This is a genomic window from Pseudomonas sp. Leaf59 (genome assembly GCF_920984685.1).
In the GTDB taxonomy this organism is placed as follows: domain Bacteria; phylum Pseudomonadota; class Gammaproteobacteria; order Pseudomonadales; family Pseudomonadaceae; genus Aquipseudomonas.
Genome location: NZ_CAKLBR010000018.1, coordinates 1 through 20,080, shown reverse-complemented (window position 1 = coordinate 20,080; position 20,080 = coordinate 1). Strand labels below are relative to the sequence as shown.

Here is a 20,080-nt window from a genome sequence, read left to right as displayed (position 1 = left end):
CCGTGATGCTCTCTCTTTCGTCAGTCAGTGCCGGTCAGGCTACTTCACACAGTGCGGCTGGGTCGATGGAAAGTGCCAGGCGCTGGCCGTCCGGGTAGAGGTCTTGCGCCGAGCGGTTGAGCACGTCCACCACCAGTTCCACGCCTCGGGCTTCGATGCGGTAACGGATCACGTTGCCCAGCAGGCTGTGGCTGCGCACCAGCGCGTCGAGTTCGCCGCTGAGGCTCAGTTCGATGGCCTCGGGGCGGATCGCGATGCGCCCGTGGATCGGCCGCTGCAACAGCTGGCTGGCTTTGCCGGCGTCGAGCAGGTTGTAGTTGCCGATGAAGCCGGCGGCAAAGGCATCCACCGGCGCGGTGTAGAGGGTCTCGGCGTCGCCGCTCTGCACGATTTTGCCCTGGTTCATCAGGAAGATGCGGTCGGACATGGTCAGCGCTTCCTCCTGGTCGTGGGTCACAAAAATCGTGGTCAGCCCGAGCTCGCGCTGGATCTGGCGGATCTGTTCGCGCAGGTGCTTGCGAATCCGCGCATCCAGCGCCGACAGCGGCTCGTCCAGCAGCAACAGGCGCGGGCGGGTGACCAGGGAGCGGGCCAGCGCGACGCGCTGGCACTGCCCGCCGGACAGCTGGTGCGGGTAGCGCCCGGCGAACTCGCGCAGCTCCACCAGTTGCAGCACATCCTGCACGCGCCGGTGACTGTCGTCGGTGTTGACCTTCTGCATGCGCAGGCCGAAGGCGACGTTCTGTTCCACGGTCATGTTGGGGAACAGCGCGTAGCTCTGGAACACCATGCCGATGTGACGTTTCTGCGGGCTCAGCGGGACAATGTCCTGGCCATCCAGCAGGATTTTCCCACTGTCCACCGAGGTCAGGCCGGCGATGCAGCGCAACAGCGTTGACTTGCCGCAGCCGGAGGGGCCGAGCAGGGTGACGAATTCACCCTTGGCGATCTCGCAGCTGATGTCGCTGAACACTGGCGTACCGGAATAACCTTTTTGCAGATGTTGGACGCTGACGAAGCTCATTGGCTTTTGTCCTTGTTCAAGATATTGGCGGCCCAGGTCAGCACCAGCACAAAGAAAAAGTAGGAAATGACGATGGCGCTGGTGAAGTGGCCGCTGCTGTTGCGCATGTTGTTCAGGTACACCTGCAGGGTCTCGTATTGAGTGCCCACGAGGATATTGGCGAACACGAACTCGCCAAACAGGAACGAGAACGACAGCAGCAGCGCCACCATCAGGCCCTTGCGCAGGTTGGGCAGCACCACCAGGATCGCCGCCTGCCAGGTGCTGGCACCGAGCAGTTGCGAGGCGTCCATCAGGTCGCGCAGGTTGATGGCCTGCAGGTTGTTGGTGATCGCGCGGTACATGAATGGCAGCGCCACGGTGAAGTAGCAGCCGATCAGAATCCACGGTGTGCCCACCATCGCCAGCGGCCCGGAACCATACAGCTGCAACAGCCCCACCGACGACACCACCGGCGGCACCGCGAAGGGCAGCAGGATCAGAATGTTCATCAGCGCATCGAGCCTTGGGAAGTGGTAGTGCACCACAAACAGCAGCGGCAGAATCAGCACCACCGACAGCGCCAGCGCGCCGACGCACACCAGCAGCGATTGCCCGAAGGCCATCAGAAAGCGCGGGTCACTCCACAGTTGCACGTACCATTTCACGGTAAAGCCGGCGGGCAGGATGGTTGCCGACCAACTGCTGGCAATCGAGTAGACAAAGGTGCCGATCAGCGGCAGCACGAGGATCGCAAACAGCAGGTACACCACTGCGCGGTGGTAGAGGGAGGCCGGGCCGGCGTCAGCGCGAGACATGGTAGCTCCTCTTGAGCAGCAGTTGATGGACCGCCGTGACCACGGTCATCAGCGCCACCAGCACCACGGCCAGGGCACTGGCCATGTTCGGGTCGAGCGAAACATCACCAGAGACCAGGCCTGCGATGCGGATCGGCAGCACGTTGAAGTTGCCGGTGGTCAGCGCGTAGACCGTGGCGTACGCACCGAGGGCGTTGGCCAGCAGGATCACGAACGTGCCCAGCAGCGCAGGCGTGAGCACCGGCAGGCCGATATGCCGCCAGAACTGCCAGCCATTGGCCCCCAGCAGCGCGGCCGATTCACGCCAGTCTTCGCGCAATGCATCGAAGGCTGGGTACAGCAGCAGCACGCCCAACGGAATCTGGAAGTAGGTGTAGAGGATGATCAGGCCGGTTTTGGAATAGAGGTTGAAGTCCTGAATGATCCCGGCCTGCTTGAGCATGATGGTGATGCTGCCATTGAAACCGAGCAGGATGATGAACGCGAAGGCCAGGGGCACGCCGGCGAAGTTGCTGGTCATGTTGGTGAAGGCGGTGACGAAGTTGCGCAGCGGTGAGTCCACCCGGCGCAACGAGTAGCTGCCAAGGGTGGCGATGAGGATGCCGAACACGCTGGAGTAGAAGCTGATTTCCAGGCTGAGCTGGATGGCCTGCAGGTAGAACTTGGAGCTGAAGATACGGGTGAAATTTTCCAGGCTCCAGCCGGCTTCTTCGGTTTGCACGCTGTTGATCAGCACCCACACCAGCGGGGCGATTTCGAACACCATGAAGAACAGGGCGAAGGGCACCAGGCAGAGCAGGGCCAGCCATTTGCCGCGGGTCAGTGAGTTCACGCGAGCAGCTCCCGGCAGACAGGTTTGTCGTGGGGCACGCCGAGCAGTTCGCAGACCGTGCCGCACAGCTCGGTCTGTGTTGGCGCAGCGTCAGGGTTGAGGCTGAAGGCGTCGCCGAGGACAAACAGCGGCACTTCACGTTCTTCCGGCAGCAGGCCGTTGTGGGAGCGGTCGTTGTTCATGCCGTGATCGGCGGTGACCAGCACCTGGTAGCCCGCGTCGAGCCAGCCTTGCAGGTAGTCGGCCAGGATGATGTCGGCCGAGCGCGCGCTGTTGCGGTATTGCGCGGTGTCGAGGCCGTGCTTGTGGCCGGCGTCGTCGATGTTCATCGGGTGTATCAGCAGAAAGTCCGGTGCGTGCTTGAGCCGCAGGCTCTCGGCGTCGGCAAACAGATGGGAGTCGGGGTAATGGTCATTCCAGTAGAAATGCCCGTGCTGGATCGACAATGTCGCGTCGTCTGTGTGGCGGTCGCGGGCGGCGAGGAAGGGCGTGCGGTTATACAGCTCGCTGATCCAGTGATAGGCCGCCGCCGCCGTGGTCAGGCCGGCATCGGTGGCGTAGTGGAAAATGCTGCGCTGGTTGGACAGGCGCGCGACCTGGTTGTGCACGATGCCGCTCTGGATCGGCGGCACACCGGTGAGGATGCATTCATACAGCGGGCGGGACAGGGCGGGCAGTTCACATTCCACTGTGTAGAGGGCTGCGCGTCCTGCGCCGACATAGGCCTGCAAGTGTCCCATGGCGTGCCTCGCAACCTCGACGTTCAGGCCGTCGAGCACGACAAGGATGACAGTGTGCTTCATGGGGGCTGGCGCTCCGCAACAGAGGGGTTGACTCGATACTGGCTGTAGGACCGGACTCAGTGTGGGAGGGGGCTTGCTCCCGATAGCAGTGTGTCATTCAACAGATTCATTGACTGACCTGCTGCTATCGGGAGCAAGCCCCCTCCCACAGACACCGATTGCGGGCTTACTTCATCTCTACGATGACCTGCTCGTTCCACAGCTGTGGCAGCTTCTTGGAGGTCGCTTCCCAGGCATCCGCGTCCTTGATCGGCTGCGGGTTGGCCTTGGTGTACTGCTCGGCGGGGATCAGGTTTTTGGCGATATCGGCCGGCAGTTTCAGGTCGGTTTCGGCACGGATCGGACGCGCATTGCCCTTGGCCAGGGCGAGCTGGCCGGCATCGCTGAACACGTATTCGCGGGTCAGCTTGGCGGCGTTGGGGTGCTTGGCGTATTTGTTGATGATGGTGGTGTAGCCGGATTTCACCGAACCGTCCGATGGGATCAGCACCACGTAGTCATCCGGGTTGGCCATCTTGGCTTTGTAGCTCAGGCCGTTGAAGTCCCAGACGATGCCCACCTCGACTTCGCCCTTTTCCATGGTGGCAATGGTCGGGTTGGACAGCGACAGGCGACCTTGCTGGGCAATCTTGGTGAAGAACAGCAGGCCGGGCGCGATGTTCTTTTCATCGCCCTTGTTGGCGATGGCTGCGGCGAGTACCGCGTTGGACGCCTGGGCCGCAGTGCTTACGTCACCCACCGACACCTTGTACTTGCCGGTTTGCAGGTCTGACCAACTGGTCGGCACTTCGGAGCCGTGCAGCAGTTTCTTGTTGACCACAAACGCGATGGTGCCGGTGTAGGCCAGGGCCCAGTGACCGTCCTTGTCTTTCGCCCAATCCGGCACCGAAGCCCAGTTGGACGGTTTGTACGGCTGCGTCACGCCTTGCTTGACCGCGAGTGGGCCGAAGGCTGCGCCCACGTCGCCGATATCCCCGCTGGCGTTGTCTTTTTCGGCTTTGAACTTGGCAATTTCCTGGGCCGAGCTCATGTCGGTGTCCATGTGCTTGAGGCCGTAGAGCCGGGTCATGTCCGCCCAGATGCCTCCCCAGTTGGCCCAATCGTCGGGCATGCCGAGGCTGTTGACGGCGCCTTCACTCCTGGCGGCCGCTTCAAGGGTTTTCAAATCGGTATCAGCGGCCATGGCGGTGGTGCACAGGGCAATGGTCGAGCCTAACAGTGATGCCAGGAAAAGCTGTTTCATCCGAAGCTCCTTTGGGCGTATTCAACGCGGCGTTGTAGCGGGCGGTGTTGTTGGTCTAGGTCAGAGCAATACCTGAGCCAATCTAGACGCGATGGATGACAGTTTCGTGTCGATGTCGTTTTTGAAACGCCAATGTCGTCTGGCGCTGACTGAGCGTAGACCATGCTCAAATGCCCGCAGGCCCGGGATTTGGCCGATGTATTGCAAGGTTTGCTGGCGGGCCGTGCAGCGGCTGTCATCTGTCGGTCATCTGCACTGCCTAGGCTGATACGGCAAGAAACAGGAGCGGTTATGCGGGGTTTTGTGCCCCCCAATGGTGCTGGTCTAGTCCAGATAGGTAACGTTGATGCGGGATGAGGCAATCAAGGCGGTAACTTCCATTGGCCTGGCGCTGCAGGAGCAGATCAACCACGGCCTGCTGGCGCCGGCGAGCAAGCTGCCGGCCGAGCGCAAGCTCAGCGAGCTGTTCGGCACCACACGTATTACGGTGCGCGAAGCCTTGTTGCAGTTGGAGGCTCAAGGGCAGATTTACCGCGAGGAGCGCCGTGGCTGGTTTGTCTCGCCGCCACGACTGGCCTACAACCTGATACAGCGCAGCCACTTTCACGCCATGGTGGCCGACCAGGGCCGGGTAGCCTCCACCGAAGTGATTTCTGCGCGCCTGCAACCGGCGTCGGCGGCGGTGTGTGCGTGGTTGCAACTGCCGGCGTTGTCCAGCGTGATCCAGATCTGCCGCAGCCGGCGGATCGATGGCCGGCTGGTGCTGTACGTGGAGCACTACCTGAACCCGCAGTACTTTCCGGGGATTCTCGAGTGCGACCTGAATCAGTCGATGACCGAGTTGTATGCGCGCATTTACGACCTGCATTACGGTCGCGTGCGCTTTGAGATTGTGCCGACATCACTGCCGGTGGAGGCCGCCGCTGCGTTGCGCGTGTCGGCGGGCAGCCCGGGCTTGCGCATTGCCCGGGTCAATTATGACCAGCACCAACGGTTGATCGACTGCGACCTGGAGTTCTGGCGGCATGATGCGATTCATGTGGGGGTTGATGTGGTGTGAGAGACAAAGTGCGGGAGGGAGCAAGCCCCTCCCGCAGGTTAGGTGTCAGTCGGTGGAGAGGGTCTTGATCACCTGAGCAACATTGGTTTCCAGCTCTGCCACCGGATCGGCACCGTCGACGTTCAGCACCAGCAACTTCGCGCCGCCTTCGGTGATGGCAGCCTTCACCGGCTCACTCGGCTGGCGATGATGCAGCACCACCGCCACATCGTTTTCCTTCAGCTCAGCGCTGAGTTTTTGCAAATCCTCGGGCGTCCACTGGGCGTCGGGGCGGGCGTCTGTGCGCAATGCTTCCAGGTTCAGGCTGCTGACCAGATAAGCGAAATGATCGCTCAGGCTGACCACGCTCAGGTTGTCCGCCTTGGCCAGCCGTGCCTCGCTGTCGGCGCTGAGCTGGAGCAGGCGGTGTTTGAGTGCGGCCAGATTGGCGTCGATCTTCGCCTTGGCGCCGGGTGCCAGACGGCTGAGGTCGGCGGCCATCACATCGGCCATGCGTCCCATATTGTTGCTGGACTGCCAGGGCTGGCTGTTCAGCCCATCGGCGGCACCCGGCTGCAGGGCGATGCCCGGCAAGCCACCGTCCACCGGTCGCCCGGCATCGACCTCGACAATCCGGATGTTGCTGCGGCGCGCCACCGGGTAAAGCGGGTCGTCCGGCCACAGTGAGCGCAGCCCGATGGCCGCGTCGGCGTCCTGGGCAAGCGTGCCCAGCGCCTGGGCGCCGCGCCCGGTGAAGTAGGACACCTGCCGCGAGCCGGGCAGGTTGGCCGGCGCGGCGCGCTCCAGTTGCACATCGGTGCCGTCGAGCAGCACCTCGGCGAGGCCGTAGGTGATGGGCAGTGAAGCCAGCACCTTGACCGGCTTGACGGATTTGGCCTTGATCAGTGCGGCATGGCCGAGCCCGTGATTGGCGACGAAATCCTTGGTGTGGAAGCCATCCACCACGGCCAGCGCCGGTGTACTGAGCAAGCAAGCGATGGCCAGAGCCAATGGGCGACATACAGGGCGCATTTATCCAAGATTCCCTTTGAGGCTGGGCACGGTGCCGCGCGCGATGGCTGCCACGGCGAAAGCGATACCGGCCACCAGAATGATCGCGGCGCCGGACGGAACAGGCAGGTCGAAGATGATCGGCAGCAGGATGCCGCACAGGGTGCTGACGGTGGCGATCAGCACCGAGATCCAGAAGAACCCTTTGAGCGACTGGCTCAACAAACGCGCCGCCGCCGCCGGAATCACCAGCAGCGCACCCACCAGAATGGCGCCGATCACCTTGACCGCCGCCACGGTGATCAGCGTCACCAGGATCACGAACAGGTAGTCCAGGGTCTTCACCGCCACCCCGCGCACTGCCGCCAGCTGCGGGTTGAAGCTGGCGAGCATGATGCGGTTGTACAGCGGCAATGCCAGCGCCATCACCAGCGCACCGACAATCGCCAGCACCAGCAGGTCATTGCCGTTGACCGTCAGCACCGAGCCGAACAGCACGTTCTCGAGAATGTGCACGTTGATCTTGCCGGCCAGGATCAGCAGCAGGCTCGCACCCAGTGCCAGGGACACCGAGAGAAAGACGCCGATCAAGGTATCCGGCGCCAGGCCGGTGCGGTTGCGCAGGTAGTTGAGCAGGATGCCGAACAGCAGGCAGTAGCCGAACAGGCTGCCATAGGGCCCGGTGTAGGGCTCGCCGAGCAGGATGCCCACGGCCACGCCGGTCAGCGCGGCGTGACCGACTGCCTCGGAGAAAAACGCAAAGCGCTTGACCACCACCAGGGTGCCGAGGCCGCCCAGCACCGGGCCGATCAGCAGGCCGGCAAGCAGGGCGTTGACCACAAAACCGTAGGCCAGTGCTTCCGGCAGGTAGCCGGACGAGGCCCAGCCCTGAACCATCAGGCGAAACGCTTCATAACTCATTGCGCCGGGCTCCGAGGATGGGTGGAAAACAGCGTCAGCAGGCGATCCGGGGTGAGCGCCTCTTTCGGGGCGGCGTCGAACAGCACGCGGCGGTTCAGGCCGGTGACGCGATCCGCCAGGCGGCCAACGGCCTCCAGGTCGTGCTCGATCCACAGCACGGTGATGCCGGCCAGGCGCCAGTCGTGCAGCAGGCGCTCGAACACCTGGATGCCCGCCTCATCGAGGGCCGCCATCGGTTCGTCCAGCACCAGCAAGTGCGGGCCCGGAATCAGGCCCTGGGCCAGCAGCACGCGTTGGCGTTCACCGCCAGACAGCGCGCCCATGCGCCGCTTGCGTTTATCCTGCATGCCGACGCGCTCCAGCGCCTCGCCGATCGCCGCCGCGTAATGTCGGGACAGGCCGAGAAACGCAGGGCGGCGCTGGCACATGGCGGCCATGAAATCGTCCACCGTCATCGGCAGGCCGCGGTCGAATTCCAGCGCCTGTGGCACGTAGCCGATGGTGCCGGGGCTGTGCGGCCACGCCAGGCTCAAACGGCCCTGGTGCGGCGTCTGCCCCAGCAGGGTCTTGATCAGCGAGCTTTTGCCGCCGCCGTTGGGGCCCACCAGTGCATGGATGCTGCCTGGCTGCACCTGGAAACTCACGCTGTCCAGAATCAGCGTGCGGCCCAGGGTAAGGCATACCTTGTCGAAATCGATGGTCGGGCCGACGCTGGCAACGTTGAGCTGTTCGGCCGCCGTCATGCCCCCGACTCCTGAATCGCGCGCACCACCGTGTTGAGGTTGCCGGTCATTTCCACTTCATACTTTTCGGCGCTGTAGTCGCCGTAGGAAATATGCGACAGCGGATACAGTTTGACGCCCGACTCACGCTGGATGGTGTCGACATAGGTGGATGGGAAATCCATCTCGGAGAAGATCACCTTCACGTCCAGTGCACGCAGCTCATCGATGGTCTTCTTCAACTGGCTGGGGCTCGGCTCGATGCCATGGGCCGGTTCGACCACGGCGGTGACTTCCAGGCCGAACTCGCGCAGCAGGTAGTCGTAGGCTGCGTGCACAGTGGCCACGCGCAAATCCGGGTTGGGTGCGCGGGTGAGCTTGGCCAGGGCGTCGGCGCGCATCTGGCGCAGGCGTTTGCCGTAGGCGCGGGCGTTCTGTGTGTAGGTCCTGGCGTTGTCCGGGTCGAGCTTGCCCAGCTCGCGGGCGATGTTGTTGACCTGGGCAATCGACGCGCTGATCGACAGGAAGGTGTGCGGGTTGACCACCTTGCCCGCACCGCGCGCGGCGTTGCCGGTGGCAGCCAGCAGTGGCACGTTGGCGTTGGCCTCGATCACGGGAATGTCCGGGCGCTCGCTGGTGGCGATCATGCGGTCGGCGAAGTCGTCATGGCCGACGCCGTTGAGCACGATCACGTCGAGGGTGCCGATGCGTTTGATGTCTTCGGCACGCGGTTCGTAGGCGTGGGGGTTGAAGCCGGCCGGGATCAACGGCACCACGTCGGCCTTGTCGCCGACAATGTTCGCCACGTAGCTGTAATAAGGGTGCAGGGTGATGCCGATGCTCAGGCGTTTGGCCGCCTCGGCGTTGGCGAGGGGCGCCAGCAGCAGACTGAGCAGGCCAACCAGTAACAGGCGCAACAGGGGAGATGAAATGGACATAAGCAATCGGTCTTCTCGTTCAGTGACGGTGCTGGCGGGTGACGCCGGCATCGAATTGCGCAACCACCTGCCGCCAGCCGGCGGCGATCAGCGCCTGGTCAGTAAGGTCGGAGGGTGCGGCGAGGTTGGCGTTGCGGTTGAGCCAGATATCCGGCTCGCTGCCCTGCACGCGCATCAGCAGTGAACCGCTGGTGGTCGGTGCCTGGCTCAGGCCCAGGTAGGCCGCCGGCGCCAGCAACTGCCAGCGATGGTCGCCACGGCTGACCGAACTTGCGTCCTGGGCAAATGGCGCGAACCCTTCTTCGGCCAGTTGCTCAGGCGTTGGCAGCGCGCTTTGCTCCTGTTGCAGCAGATGGATTTCATCCAGGGTCACCCGCAGGTCGGCGTAGATGCCTTGCTCGGCGGCGCTGAGGTCGCGGCGGGCATCCCACTGATGGCTGGGCACGGCGGCCACTTCGCGGGATTCACCATGCACCGCCACCACGCTGCCCGCCACCGCCAGAATGATCAGGCACAGCAGCAGCACGTAGAGGGTTTCGTGGCCGGCCCCCGCGGGGCGTACAACCTGTGTGGTACTCATTGCGGCTGGATATCCGCTTGGTCGATTTCCACCACATGGCCGGGGCCCGCGTCGAACAGCACATAGAACTCGGCCGAAGGCTTCTTGAAGGTCAGGGTCGAATCCTCGCCGAGCTTGCCCGGCACCAGGATAGTCTCGTCGTAGCCGATCACGTCCAGGGTCACGCCGGGTGCGCCGCTGCCGTCGGAAAATCCGCCTTTGCACTGGATCTGCTCGCCGGGGATTTCCTTGCATTCGCACATCGGGTTGTGAGCCAGCGCCGGGCTACTGAAGCCGGCGCACAGCAGCAGCGCTGCGGCGACGCGGGCCGGATGCATCATGTTCATGGTTTGACTCCTTGCTTGTTCAGCCAGGCGATGGTGGCAGGCGAGGCCTGGCTCAGCGGGATGGAACCCTGGTGCATCGTGCCGTCCCAGCCTTCCATGGTGACCCACAGTTCAGCGTCGGCCGGCGTGCGTTCCGGCACGGGCAGGGCGGCACCCATGCGGTACGGCGTACCGAAGAAGATCACCCCGGCGGCGCGCAGGCTGCGGGGTTTGCCGATACGCAGGTAGGTGGCCTTGACCTGTTCGGCGCAGTTGTCGCACAGGGCGGCGTTGAAGAACTTCATCGGGCCGGCCGGGTCCGGGCTTGGGCCCTCGTTGCGAAATTCGGCGAGTGTCAGGCTCCAGGGCCCGACCTGCACCTGGCCGGCCACCCGTTCGCCCAGGCCGGTGTCGCCGCGAAACAGCGCGGCGTCGGCAAAGTACTTGGGCATGAAACCCAGGGGGATCAGCAGCAGCAGGACATTGATGTGGAAGCGCCATTTGAGCCAAAAGGCGCGCAGTGGCGAAAGCGGTACGGCAGCGACTTTGCTCATGAGTGGACCTGCGAGGAGTCGATCGGTTTTGCAATCTGCGCCCGCTGCCCTTTGGCTTCGCGCTTGAGGGCGTTGAGCGTGGCCAGCGCCGTGCGCTTGGTCCAGATCAACAGGCCGCTCAACACCATCATGCTCAGTACGAGGCCGAAGAAGGCCCAGATCAATTTGATCCACAGCCCGCCAAAATCACCGGTGTGCAGCGGACGCATGGATTCGGTGACGAACTCCAGCGTGCTGCGGTCGGACAACAGGTGCGACACGGCGATTTCGCCGTTATAGGGGTTCAGTTGCGCGGTCTGGAACATCAGCGGGTACCAGCCCCGGCCGCCGATCTGCAGGTGGCTATAGGCATTGAGCGGCAGGAAGGCGAAGGTGGCATCCAGCCCGGGAATGCGCTGGGTGGCGATTTTGATCGCCTCGTCCAGCGCAATCATGGGCACCGGCACGCCGGGGGCCGACAACGGCACCTTGTCGCGGGCTATCACCGGCACGATGGGCTCGCTGGAGATGGATATCTGGTTGTCGCCCAGGATCGCCTGGATCAGGAACCAGGTGCCGGTGATGGAGATCACTGCGATGAACCAGATCGACCAGATCCCGCTGAGGCGGTGAAAGTCGCCCCAGAAAATGCGCGCGCCATGGCGGATGCGCAGGGTCGGGCGCAGGAAGCCTTTCCAGAAGCGCTTGTACACCACCAGCCCGGTGATCAGGGACGCCAGCAGCGGCAGACCGAGCAGCGACACCAGGTACCAGCCCCAGCTGTAGCCATGGGTGAACGGCACCAGCCACCAGCCGTGCAGAGCGCGGGTGAATTGCTGGAAGTTGAACGACGGGCTGATGCCCTGGATCGTTCCGGTGTATGGGTTGGCGTAGGCCTCCACTGTGCGGCCGTCGGGGTAGCTGAGGCCGACGGTCAGGGCAAAGTGCGATTCATCGGGGCGGATGATCGATCGCACGATCGCCTTGGGCTCGTCGCGCCCGATGGCAGCGATCACCTGGTCGAAGCTCAGCGGTTGGGCATCATCCGACGGTTTGCTCGCACGGATGTCCGGGTTGGCCAGCCACACGATTTCCTGGCTGACCACTGCCAGGGTGCCGGTGACGCAAACGATCAGCACAAAGAACCAGATGGGCAATGCCAGCCAGCTGTGTACGAGAAACCAGAGTTTTGAACGTGACTTCTTCGACATGTCAATGCGGGTCTTGATGGGGGAGGGCGATGCAGGCCCGGGAAAGGCCGGTCGTAGCTTTTGCTGACGCGACAGGCTGTATCTAAGTTAAGACGGATGAGGATAAGAAATCCCCAAGGCGCAAATGAAAGAAAATGTTTCAGGCGGTCACGCGGATGCCCTTGTGGGAACGGGCAAGCCCGCGCCCACATGAGTTCGTCCTATATTTATCGGGGGGGGGAGAGGGGCGACGCGTTGCACCGCCGCCTAAACGGACAGGTGCAGTACTCGTTCGCCCTGCATGTTTTCGCCGGGCCGCCGTTTGTTCACCGCCAATTCGCCGATCTTGATCAAGCGCGTGCGCGTCACATTACGGCTCAGGCCCAGCAGACTGGCGGTGTGCACCTGGTTGTAATGGCTGAAGCGGTAGGCGGCGCGCAGCAGCGCGTCTTCGACTTTTTCATGCAGGGCGCCGGCCTGCTCTTCGAACAACTTTTGAAAGGCGCGGGCCAGCAGGGCTTCGGCACTGTTGTCGATGTGCTGGCTGTCGTCCTGGCGCTCGATGCGCAGGTTCGACAGGCGCAGGTCGTCGCGTTCGATCACGCGGTTACGGCAGATCAGCAGGGTGTGATGGATGACGTTTTCCAGCTCACGGATGTTGCCCGGCCAGCTGTAGCTCTTGAGTTTCTGCTCGGCCTCACGGCTGATGCTGATCGAACCGTAGCCCAGGCGCCGGCTGTAGGCTTCGATAAAGTGCCGCACCAGCGGCATGATATCGCCGGGGCGTTCGCGCAACGGGCTGAGCTCCAGGCTGACCACGTCGAGTCGATAATAAAGGTCCTCGCGAAAGTGCCCGGCGTTGATGGCTTTTTCCAGTTGCACGTTGGTGGCCGCGAGCACGCGCACATCGATCGGGATGCTCTTGCGCGATCCCAGGCGCACCACTTCGCGCTCCTGCAATACGCGTAATAACTTGACCTGGATCGCCATCGGCAAATCGCCGATCTCATCCAGGAACAGCGTGCCGCCATCCGCCTCTTCGAACCAGCCAGCCTTGGCGCCAAGGGCGCCGGTAAACGCGCCTTTTTCATGGCCGAACAGTTCGGCTTCCACCAGCGATTCGGAAAACGCGCCGCAGTTGACCGCCACAAATGGCCGGTTGCGTCGCGCGCTGAGGTTGTGGATATGGCGCGCCACCAGCTCTTTACCGGTGCCGGTCTCGCCGATGATCAGCACACTGGCTTCGCTGGGCGCCACTTGCTGAATATGGTCGAGCAGCGCTTGGGATTTGGGATCTTCGAACACCTGGGCCGTGGCGCGGATCGAGGTGGCGAGGGCGGGCGAGGGCGGTAGGGTCAAAAGCTGCATGGTTTGCTCACTCTTTTTGTTTGGCGAAGATCTCAGGTCTTGGCGGGCAGTACATCGTTGGCAATCATTTCGCCAAACGGTCCCGTCAGGTTGGTAACGCCGCGGCCGGCCAGGCTGGCGTACGGTTCCGGCAGCAGGGGAAAGACCAGCTCGGCGAACCGATAGGCCTCTTCCAGGTGCGGATAGCCGGAGAAAATAAAGCTCTCGATCCCGAGGTCGGCGTATGCCTTGATGCGTTCGGCCACCTGCTGGGGGTTGCCCACCAGTGCGGTGCCGGCGCCGCCACGTACCAGGCCGACGCCAGCCCACAGGTTGGGCGCGATTTCCAGGTTGTCGCGACGCCCATCGTGCAAGGCGGCCATGCGGCGTTGGCCTTCGGAGTCGAAGCGCGAGAAGGATTTTTGCGCGGCGGCAATGGTCTCGTCGCTGATGTGTTCGATCAGTTTGTCGGCGGCTTTCCAGGCCTCTTCTGCGGTTTCGCGCACGATCACATGCAGGCGGATGCCGAACTTCACCGTTCGGCCATGGCGCGCGGCGCGCTCGCGGACGTCAGCGAGTTTTTCTGCGACAGCGGCCGGCGGCTCGCCCCAGGTGAGGTATACGTCAACCTGTTCGGCGGCGAGGTCGTGGGCGGCGTCGGAGGAGCCACCGAAGTACAGCGGTGGATAGGGCTTTTGCACCGGTGGGTAGAGCGCCTTGGCGTTTTGCACGCGCAGGTGTTTGCCTTCGAAATTGACCGATTCGCCCTGCAAGACGCGGCGCCAGATTCTGAGAAACTCGTCAGAGACTTCGTAGCGTTCGGCGTGGTCGAGAAAGCTGCCGTCACCACGGTTTTCATCCGGATCGCCGCCGGTGACCACGTTGATCAGCAAGCGACCGTTGGACAGGCGATCCAGAGTGGCAGCCATGCGTGCCGAGACAGTGGGCGAGATGATGCCAGGGCGAATCGCTACCAGATAACGCAGGCGTTCCGTCAGCGGTACCAGCGCCGAGGCGATGACCCAGGAGTCTTCGCACGAGCGACCGGTAGGAATCAACACGCCGTAGTAACCCAGGCTGTCGGCCGCCTGGGCGACCTGCTTCAGGTAATTGAGCGTGACCGGGCGAGCACCCTGGGTAGTGCCCAGGTAATGACCGTCGCCATGTGTTGGCAGAAACCAGAAAACATCCATGACAGATCCTTGAGCGATATTCAGCAGGGAGATGGCGCATGCGCTTTAAAGGCGGCATTAGTTATAGAAGGTTATGTTTATTCCGTAAATGAACGTATTTCTCTATTTATAGAACATAATTGAATATTAGTGTTTTTCTGTCGAAGCGGCCGAAACGGTTGATAGCGACTATCACGGGCGGTGATTTTTCACCTGGAGGGGTCGGGAGTAGCCTGTGTTCATTGACTCGCAACCGACTTCCAGGGCCATTGCCATGAACCGTTCACTCGCCGTTTTGCTACTGCTCGTTACCTCTGTGCTGGCCGGATGTGCGACACATCCGGCGCCTCAATTGCGTCCCTATACTGCTGAAGAAACCCGCCAGTTGGCGCTGGAAGCGTTGAGCCGTCGCAGTTTGTCGTTTGATGATTATCAGCAGCAGCGCGCCGCACTGACCCGGCAGTCGCCCAAGCCGATCGGTTTTGATCGCCAGGGCGAAATGAATGCAGAGCGCAGCGTCAAGTTGTTGGGTCGTCCCAGTTGAGCGTGCAGCCGGCGGCAAAAAGCCCGAGGTTTCCAGGGAGGAATCTCGGGCTTTTTGTTTGCCATGGGATCACTTCAGCCTGTTAAGCTGATTTTCAGGACCGTTCCTACGCACATTTACACACAGTGGCCCTTCTTCAATGGCACTTGATCGGTTAAACCTGACGAACTCTGTTCTGGTCAATGCCCCGGGATGTTGCTCTCGGTAATACGCTCTGCGAGTTTTTAACGTCATGAATAAACGTCCGTTGTATTTCGACTACGCCGCCACCACACCGGTGGATGAGCGCGTGATCCAGGTGATGGTCGAGTGCCTGGGCTTGAATGCCAACTTCGGCAACCCCGCGTCCAGTTCCCATGCGTTTGGCCAGGCGGCCCGGCATACGGTTGAGCAGGCACGTGGCCAGGTGGCCGAGTTGGTGGGTGCCCGGCCCGAGCAGATCGTCTGGACCTCCGGCGCCACTGAGTCCAGCAACCTTGCGATCAAGGGTGTGGCCCAGGCGCGTGGAGTGCCGGGTGGGCATGTCATCACCAGCCAGATCGAGCACAAGGCCACGCTGGATACCGCTCGGCAACTGCAGGACACCGGCGTGGCGGTGACCTACCTGGTGCCGGACGCCGATGGCCTGATCAGTGCCGATGCGGTCAGCGAAGCGTTGCGCGAAGACACTTTTCTGGTCTCGCTGATGCTGGTGAACAACGAGCTGGGCACCCTCAACGACATCCCGGCCATCGGCGCGCGCGTGCGAGCGCATGGCGCGTTGTTCCATGTGGATGCGGCGCAGGGTGCGGGCAAGGTGGCTATCGACCTGGCCCAGTGGCCAGTGGATCTGATGTCATTTTCCGCTCACAAGCTTTACGGTCCCAAGGGGATCGGCGCGTTGTATGTCGGGCCCCGTGCGCAGCAGAAGGTGCTGGCGCAGATTCACGGTGGCGGTCACGAGGGTGGTCTGCGTTCGGGCACTTTGCCCACGCACCAGATTGCCGGCATGGGCACGGCATTCGCCTTGGCGGCGCGGTCTTTTGCTGAAGAGAAGGCACAGATCGCGGCCTTGCGTCAGCGCTTGCTGGATCAACTGCAGTCGATTGCCGGCGTGCGCCTCAATGGCAGCCCCACGCAGCGTATTCCCCACACGTTGAGCCTCACGTTCAGTGAAGGCGAATTCAATTCCGCTGCACTGAGTGCGGGCATTGCGTTTTCAGCGACGTCGGCGTGCAACTCGGCAAGCAACGCGCCGTCCCACGTTCTTCTAGCGTTGGGGCATGATGCGCGTGCTGCCGGTCGTACCATTCGCTTGAGCCTCGGTCGGTTTACCACCGAGCAGGATATCGATGAAGCCGTGCAACTGATCAAGGCAGCAGTCGCCAGTGCACCGGCATTCTGGGCTGTCTGAGTTTTGATTCGCACACATAATAATGATGAGTGGTTAGCAGGAGACACAATGAGTACGCAGCCTTTGACCCATGGCACGGTGCCCCGGCGCCTGGCAGTTACCCGTGAACTGATGAGCCGCGAGGGCATTCATGCTCTGCTGGTGCCCTCGGCCGACCCGCACTTGTCCGAATACCTGCCGGGTTACTGGCAGGGCCGCCAATGGTTGTCGGGGTTTCATGGCTCGGTGGGAACGCTGATCGTCACTGCGGATTTTGCCGGCGTATGGGCAGACAGTCGCTACTGGGAACAGGCGACCAAGGAGCTCAAGGGCAGCGGCATCGAGCTGGTCAAGCTGCAACCGGGTCAACCCGGCCCACTGGAATGGCTGGCCGAACAGACTCCCGAAGGCGGTGTGGTGGCAGTGGATGGCGCAGTAATGGCCGTGGCCTCGGCGCGTACCCTGGGCGGCAGGCTGGCCGAGCGGGGCGCGCGCTTGCGCACCGATATCGATGTGCTCAGTGAAGCCTGGCAGGACCGACCGCCGCTGCCGAATCAGCCGATTTACCAGCATCTGCCGCCGCAGGCGACCGTCAGCCGTGGCGAGAAGCTTGCCGCTCTGCGCGCCAGCCTGGCAGAAAAGGATGCCGATTGGCATTTCATCGCGACCCTGGATGACATTGCCTGGTTGTTCAACCTGCGCGGCGGCGACGTGTCGTTCAACCCGGTGTTTGTGTCCTTTGCCTTGATCAGCCAGCAACAGGCCACCTTGTTTGTGGCCCTGAGCAAGGTCGATGCCGAGCTGCGTGCCGTGCTCGAGCAGGATGGCGTGACCCTGCGTGATTACAGTGAGGTGGCCGATGCGCTGCGTGCAGTGCCGTCAGGTGCGAGCTTGCAGATTGATCCGGCACGGGTGACGGCGGGTTTGCTGGAAAACCTCGATGCTGACGTCAAGTTGGTGGAAGGCCTCAACCCGACCACGCTTGCCAAATCCCGCAAGAGTCTGGCCGACGCGGAACATATCCGTCAGGCGATGGAGCAGGATGGTGCGGCCTTGTGCGAATTTTTCGCCTGGCTGGACAGCGCTCTGGGGCGTGAGCGTATTACCGAGTTGACGATTGATGAGCACCTGACCGCTGCGCGTGCGCGTCGCCCGGGTTATGTGTCGCTGAGTTTCAACACCATTGCCGCGTTCAACGCCAATGGCGCGATGCCGCACTACCACGCGACTGAAGAAGAGCATGCGTTGATCGAGGGTGATGGCTTGCTGCTGATCGACTCGGGCGGCCAATACCTGGGGGGCACCACGGATATCACGCGGATGGTGCCTATCGGTACGCCGAGTGAAGAGCAGAAGCGCGACTGCACGCGGGTGCTCAAGGGCGTGGTTGCCTTGTCACAGGCGCATTTTCCCAAGGGCATTCTGTCGCCGTTGCTGGACGCCATCGCACGCGCGCCGATCTGGGCTGAAGGTGTGGATTACGGTCACGGCACTGGTCACGGTGTAGGTTATTTCCTCAATGTGCACGAAGGTCCTCAGGTGATTGCCTATCAGGCCGCCGCCGCGCCACAGACGGCGATGCAACCGGGGATGATTACGTCCATTGAACCTGGCACGTATCGTCCGGGCCGCTGGGGGGTGCGCATCGAGAACCTGGTGTTGAACCGTGAGGCGGGTAAAACCGAGTTCGGTGAGTTCCTCAGGTTTGAAACCCTGACCCTGTGTCCGATTGATACGCGTTGTCTGGAGGCGTCGTTGCTGACGGTTGACGAGCGCGCATGGCTCAATGCTTACCATGCCGAGGTGCGTGAACGTTTGAGCCCATTGCTCAATGGCGCCGCGCTGGAGTGGTTGCTGGTGCGTACCTTGGCTATTTGAGAGGTTGCGGTTGGGGCGCCCGGGTAAGGGCGCCGTTGCGGCGATGGTCGAGTGGGCTAGGCTATACAGAAGCAGTCATGGGCGGACTGCTCAGGCGATTACTTGCAGATGACGATCATGCTGCGACTGGTGTAACCCGCAGGGTTGAGGCCGAACGGATAGTCCCCGGGTTCTTCGGAGTTTTCGCCGGACTTGGCGATCACCCGGTAGCCCTTGGCGCCGCATGCGTTGGCCGCACTGGTGTAGCACTGGTCCCAGGAGGAGGACAGGCCGGAACAGTTGATATGCAGCCCTTTTTTGCCCCGCTTAACTTCTGTCTTGGTGGTCGCGGCACAGCCTGAAACGGCCACGATCACTAACAGTATCAAAATTCGCTTCATTCGCATCCTTAATAGCCGCTTGGCAAAACTGCTTGAAGCAGGCTGTGTTCGCTCTCGATTGTGCGTCCGCGCTGTCCTTGTCGAAACTCTCCATGAATGCTATTCGTTTACGCCCTAAACATGGCCTAAAAGAGCAGTAAATACCATCCCCGGTGTTGAAAGATGATCAGTCGACAGGCACCAGCGGTTTGGCTTGGTTACGCATCGTCAGGGTTGCGCCTGTGGACGCCAGGATGATGCAGGTGATGGCCATCCATTGCGCGAAGGAGAGGTGTTCATGCAGAAAGAGCAAACCCGACAGCGCGCCGAATGCGGGTTCGATGCTCATCAGTGTGCCGAATGTGCGGGCAGGAAGACGGGTGAGCGCGACCATCTCGAGGGTGTAGGGCAGGGCGGTTGAGAGAATAGCCACGGCGATGGCGACGGGTATCAAGGCTGGCGTCAACAGTGCGCTGCCGGCGTGCACGATACCGATCGGTGCGACGAACAGGGCAGCGATCATTACACCCAGCGCTGCGGTCTGGACGCCATTGTCATTACCGGCCTTTTGCCCGAACAGTATGTAGAGCGCCCAGCACGCGCCTGCGCTCAGCGCGTAGGCAGCACCTGTCAGGTCAATGCTATTGCTGGCTTCGCCGGTTGGTATGAGCAAGAGCAGGCCGATAATCGCTAGCGCGATCCATAGAAAATCTATTGCCCTGCGCGAGGCGTAGATCGCCACAGCGAGAGGGCCGGTGAACTCAAGGGCTACCGCAATACCCAGGGGGACGGTGCGCAGCGACATATAGAAGAGGAAGTTCATGCCGCCCAGCGCTATCCCGTAGATGAACACGGTGCGCAGCGATCTCGCCGTAAACGTGGCGCGCCACGGACGTAATATGAGCAGCATGATAATGCTGGCGAAAATCAGGCGCAAAGTGGTGGTGCCTTGTGCGCCAACGACCGGGAACATGCTTTTGGCCAGCGAGGCACCGGTTTGGATCGAGGCCATGGCTATTAACAGGAGGCCTACCGGGAACAGCGTCGATGCCAGGCTGCGGGGTGCGGTGATCATTAAGGAAGTTTGTCCAGGGTTATTAACGGCAGAGGACGCTATGATGCTCAAGTGTGGCTTGATGAGCAATATATTGCTCAACGCAACGTGCCTATGCTTATAAAGAGTGGCCTGCTCAAATTGGTATGGATTGATAGAAAATCAAAATTAAGGGTTGACGGCAGATTCTGGATATCTATAATTCGCCCCACTTCCGGCGCAGTCGAAACGGAAAACTCCTTGGTAAACAAGTAGTTATGCAAGATTCGACAGCGAGTTGCTTCAGTTCATCGAAGTCCAGAAGAAGTTGATAGTGCGGTGTTGTTTGGCGCTATTAACGTTTCGATCTTCTCGGTCGAAAGCGGAGAAAAAGAGGTGTTGACAGCAGCGTGTAACGCTGTAGAATTCGCCTCCCG

The 20,080-nt window shown here is 61.9% G+C and carries 21 protein-coding genes; 4 read left to right on the top strand and 17 right to left on the bottom strand.

All coding sequences use genetic code 11. The features are described 5' to 3' along the window. Nucleotides 1-34 precede the first annotated feature (34 nt). From LUB09_RS18120 to LUB09_RS18100, 5 genes are all read right to left on the bottom strand, one after another. Entirely contained in the window at nt 35-1,024 is a 990-nt protein-coding gene (locus LUB09_RS18120; RefSeq protein WP_231423260.1) for an ABC transporter ATP-binding protein, read from the bottom strand. Continuing rightward, nucleotides 1,021-1,821 carry an ABC transporter permease gene (locus tag LUB09_RS18115; protein WP_209980791.1) on the bottom strand — a complete coding sequence of 267 codons (801 nt, stop codon included), beginning with the start codon at nt 1,819-1,821 and terminating at the stop codon, nt 1,021-1,023. Before LUB09_RS18115 ends, LUB09_RS18120 begins: the two co-directional genes overlap by 4 nt. Next, a complete protein-coding gene (locus tag LUB09_RS18110; RefSeq protein ID WP_231423328.1) occupies nt 1,808-2,587 on the bottom strand; it encodes an ABC transporter permease in 780 nt (259 codons plus the stop codon). The genes LUB09_RS18115 and LUB09_RS18110 overlap by 14 nt, the downstream gene beginning before the upstream one ends. Nucleotides 2,588-2,649: 62 nt before the next feature. Then, nucleotides 2,650-3,456: an alkaline phosphatase family protein gene (locus tag LUB09_RS18105; RefSeq protein ID WP_231423257.1), complete on the bottom strand. Its 807-nt coding sequence runs from the start codon at nt 3,454-3,456 to the stop codon at nt 2,650-2,652. Nucleotides 3,457-3,622: 166 nt separating this feature from the next. Next, a complete protein-coding gene (locus LUB09_RS18100; RefSeq protein ID WP_231423255.1) occupies nt 3,623-4,699 on the bottom strand; it encodes an ABC transporter substrate-binding protein in 1,077 nt (358 codons plus the stop codon). Between the two features lie 346 nt (nt 4,700-5,045). On the opposite strand from LUB09_RS18100, the gene LUB09_RS18095 reads away from it, so the two are divergent. After that, a complete protein-coding gene (locus LUB09_RS18095) occupies nt 5,046-5,759 on the top strand; it encodes a UTRA domain-containing protein (protein ID WP_057008221.1) in 714 nt (237 codons plus the stop codon). 45 nt (nt 5,760-5,804) lie between these two features. On the opposite strand, the gene LUB09_RS18090 is transcribed toward LUB09_RS18095, so the two are convergent. The 10 genes from LUB09_RS18090 to ssuD form a co-directional block, all read right to left on the bottom strand. Next, nucleotides 5,805-6,770 (bottom strand): metal ABC transporter solute-binding protein, Zn/Mn family, encoded by a 966-nt coding sequence (locus LUB09_RS18090; RefSeq protein ID WP_231423253.1) that lies wholly within the window; start codon nt 6,768-6,770, stop codon nt 5,805-5,807. Further along, entirely contained in the window at nt 6,771-7,670 is a 900-nt protein-coding gene (locus LUB09_RS18085) for a metal ABC transporter permease (RefSeq protein ID WP_003231872.1), read from the bottom strand. Continuing rightward, entirely contained in the window at nt 7,667-8,413 is a 747-nt protein-coding gene (locus LUB09_RS18080) for a metal ABC transporter ATP-binding protein (RefSeq protein ID WP_231423252.1), read from the bottom strand. The genes LUB09_RS18085 and LUB09_RS18080 overlap by 4 nt, the downstream gene beginning before the upstream one ends. Then, a complete protein-coding gene (locus tag LUB09_RS18075; RefSeq protein WP_231423251.1) occupies nt 8,410-9,330 on the bottom strand; it encodes a metal ABC transporter substrate-binding protein in 921 nt (306 codons plus the stop codon). The genes LUB09_RS18080 and LUB09_RS18075 overlap by 4 nt, the downstream gene beginning before the upstream one ends. A 19-nt stretch (nt 9,331-9,349) precedes the next feature. After that, the gene (locus LUB09_RS18070) at nt 9,350-9,910 is read right to left on the bottom strand and encodes a DUF6162 family protein (protein ID WP_209980804.1); all 561 of its coding nucleotides are present in this window, start codon (nt 9,908-9,910) and stop codon (nt 9,350-9,352) included. Then, nucleotides 9,907-10,236 (bottom strand): hypothetical protein, encoded by a 330-nt coding sequence (locus LUB09_RS18065; RefSeq protein ID WP_231423250.1) that lies wholly within the window; start codon nt 10,234-10,236, stop codon nt 9,907-9,909. The genes LUB09_RS18070 and LUB09_RS18065 overlap by 4 nt, the downstream gene beginning before the upstream one ends. Then, nucleotides 10,233-10,769, bottom strand: coding sequence for a thiamine pyrophosphate-binding protein (locus tag LUB09_RS18060; RefSeq protein WP_231423249.1), 537 nt, complete (start codon nt 10,767-10,769; stop codon nt 10,233-10,235). Before LUB09_RS18060 ends, LUB09_RS18065 begins: the two co-directional genes overlap by 4 nt. Further along, nucleotides 10,766-11,959, bottom strand: coding sequence for a PepSY-associated TM helix domain-containing protein (locus LUB09_RS18055; protein WP_209980809.1), 1,194 nt, complete (start codon nt 11,957-11,959; stop codon nt 10,766-10,768). The genes LUB09_RS18060 and LUB09_RS18055 overlap by 4 nt, the downstream gene beginning before the upstream one ends. Before the next feature lie 246 nt (nt 11,960-12,205). Further along, on the bottom strand, nt 12,206-13,306 hold the full coding sequence (locus LUB09_RS18050) for a sigma-54 interaction domain-containing protein (RefSeq protein WP_231423248.1): 1,101 nt from the start codon (nt 13,304-13,306) through the stop codon (nt 12,206-12,208). Nucleotides 13,307-13,338: 32 nt separating this feature from the next. Beyond that, the gene (gene ssuD, locus LUB09_RS18045; protein ID WP_209980813.1) at nt 13,339-14,478 is read right to left on the bottom strand and encodes an FMNH2-dependent alkanesulfonate monooxygenase; all 1,140 of its coding nucleotides are present in this window, start codon (nt 14,476-14,478) and stop codon (nt 13,339-13,341) included. A 253-nt stretch (nt 14,479-14,731) separates the two neighbouring features. Here ssuD and LUB09_RS18040 point away from each other — a divergent pair, with 253 nt between their 5' ends. From LUB09_RS18040 to LUB09_RS18030, 3 genes are all read left to right on the top strand, one after another. Continuing rightward, nucleotides 14,732-15,001, top strand: a complete 270-nt coding sequence (locus LUB09_RS18040; RefSeq protein WP_209980815.1) for a hypothetical protein — start codon at nt 14,732-14,734, stop codon at nt 14,999-15,001. A 232-nt stretch (nt 15,002-15,233) separates the two neighbouring features. Next, nucleotides 15,234-16,394, top strand: coding sequence for a cysteine desulfurase family protein (locus tag LUB09_RS18035; RefSeq protein ID WP_231423246.1), 1,161 nt, complete (start codon nt 15,234-15,236; stop codon nt 16,392-16,394). A gap of 48 nt (nt 16,395-16,442) precedes the next feature. Then, entirely contained in the window at nt 16,443-18,251 is a 1,809-nt protein-coding gene (locus LUB09_RS18030) for an aminopeptidase P family protein (RefSeq protein ID WP_231423244.1), read from the top strand. A 98-nt stretch (nt 18,252-18,349) separates the two neighbouring features. On the opposite strand, the gene LUB09_RS18025 is transcribed toward LUB09_RS18030, so the two are convergent. Then, nucleotides 18,350-18,631, bottom strand: a complete 282-nt coding sequence (locus tag LUB09_RS18025) for a hypothetical protein (RefSeq protein WP_209980821.1) — start codon at nt 18,629-18,631, stop codon at nt 18,350-18,352. Between the two features lie 166 nt (nt 18,632-18,797). Beyond that, entirely contained in the window at nt 18,798-19,685 is an 888-nt protein-coding gene (gene rhtA, locus LUB09_RS18020; RefSeq protein WP_209980823.1) for a threonine/homoserine exporter RhtA, read from the bottom strand. Nucleotides 19,686-20,080 lie beyond the last annotated feature (395 nt).

What these genes read in the sequence shown, in the direction of transcription:
- LUB09_RS18120 (WP_231423260.1), bottom strand. Translation starts at nt 1,024, where the DNA reads ATGAGCTTCGTCAGCGTCCAACATCTGCAAAAAGGTTATTCCGGTACG.
- LUB09_RS18115 (WP_209980791.1), bottom strand. Translation starts at nt 1,821, where the DNA reads ATGTCTCGCGCTGACGCCGGCCCGGCCTCCCTCTACCACCGCGCAGTG.
- LUB09_RS18110 (WP_231423328.1), bottom strand. Translation starts at nt 2,587, where the DNA reads ATGGTGTTCGAAATCGCCCCGCTGGTGTGGGTGCTGATCAACAGCGTG.
- LUB09_RS18105 (WP_231423257.1), bottom strand. Translation starts at nt 3,456, where the DNA reads ATGAAGCACACTGTCATCCTTGTCGTGCTCGACGGCCTGAACGTCGAG.
- LUB09_RS18100 (WP_231423255.1), bottom strand. Translation starts at nt 4,699, where the DNA reads ATGAAACAGCTTTTCCTGGCATCACTGTTAGGCTCGACCATTGCCCTG.
- LUB09_RS18095 (WP_057008221.1), top strand. Translation starts at nt 5,046, where the DNA reads ATGCGGGATGAGGCAATCAAGGCGGTAACTTCCATTGGCCTGGCGCTG.
- LUB09_RS18090 (WP_231423253.1), bottom strand. Translation starts at nt 6,770, where the DNA reads ATGCGCCCTGTATGTCGCCCATTGGCTCTGGCCATCGCTTGCTTGCTC.
- LUB09_RS18085 (WP_003231872.1), bottom strand. Translation starts at nt 7,670, where the DNA reads ATGAGTTATGAAGCGTTTCGCCTGATGGTTCAGGGCTGGGCCTCGTCC.
- LUB09_RS18080 (WP_231423252.1), bottom strand. Translation starts at nt 8,413, where the DNA reads ATGACGGCGGCCGAACAGCTCAACGTTGCCAGCGTCGGCCCGACCATC.
- LUB09_RS18075 (WP_231423251.1), bottom strand. Translation starts at nt 9,330, where the DNA reads ATGTCCATTTCATCTCCCCTGTTGCGCCTGTTACTGGTTGGCCTGCTC.
- LUB09_RS18070 (WP_209980804.1), bottom strand. Translation starts at nt 9,910, where the DNA reads ATGAGTACCACACAGGTTGTACGCCCCGCGGGGGCCGGCCACGAAACC.
- LUB09_RS18065 (WP_231423250.1), bottom strand. Translation starts at nt 10,236, where the DNA reads ATGAACATGATGCATCCGGCCCGCGTCGCCGCAGCGCTGCTGCTGTGC.
- LUB09_RS18060 (WP_231423249.1), bottom strand. Translation starts at nt 10,769, where the DNA reads ATGAGCAAAGTCGCTGCCGTACCGCTTTCGCCACTGCGCGCCTTTTGG.
- LUB09_RS18055 (WP_209980809.1), bottom strand. Translation starts at nt 11,959, where the DNA reads ATGTCGAAGAAGTCACGTTCAAAACTCTGGTTTCTCGTACACAGCTGG.
- LUB09_RS18050 (WP_231423248.1), bottom strand. Translation starts at nt 13,306, where the DNA reads ATGCAGCTTTTGACCCTACCGCCCTCGCCCGCCCTCGCCACCTCGATC.
- ssuD (WP_209980813.1), bottom strand. Translation starts at nt 14,478, where the DNA reads ATGGATGTTTTCTGGTTTCTGCCAACACATGGCGACGGTCATTACCTG.
- LUB09_RS18040 (WP_209980815.1), top strand. Translation starts at nt 14,732, where the DNA reads ATGAACCGTTCACTCGCCGTTTTGCTACTGCTCGTTACCTCTGTGCTG.
- LUB09_RS18035 (WP_231423246.1), top strand. Translation starts at nt 15,234, where the DNA reads ATGAATAAACGTCCGTTGTATTTCGACTACGCCGCCACCACACCGGTG.
- LUB09_RS18030 (WP_231423244.1), top strand. Translation starts at nt 16,443, where the DNA reads ATGAGTACGCAGCCTTTGACCCATGGCACGGTGCCCCGGCGCCTGGCA.
- LUB09_RS18025 (WP_209980821.1), bottom strand. Translation starts at nt 18,631, where the DNA reads ATGAAGCGAATTTTGATACTGTTAGTGATCGTGGCCGTTTCAGGCTGT.
- rhtA (WP_209980823.1), bottom strand. Translation starts at nt 19,685, where the DNA reads ATGATCACCGCACCCCGCAGCCTGGCATCGACGCTGTTCCCGGTAGGC.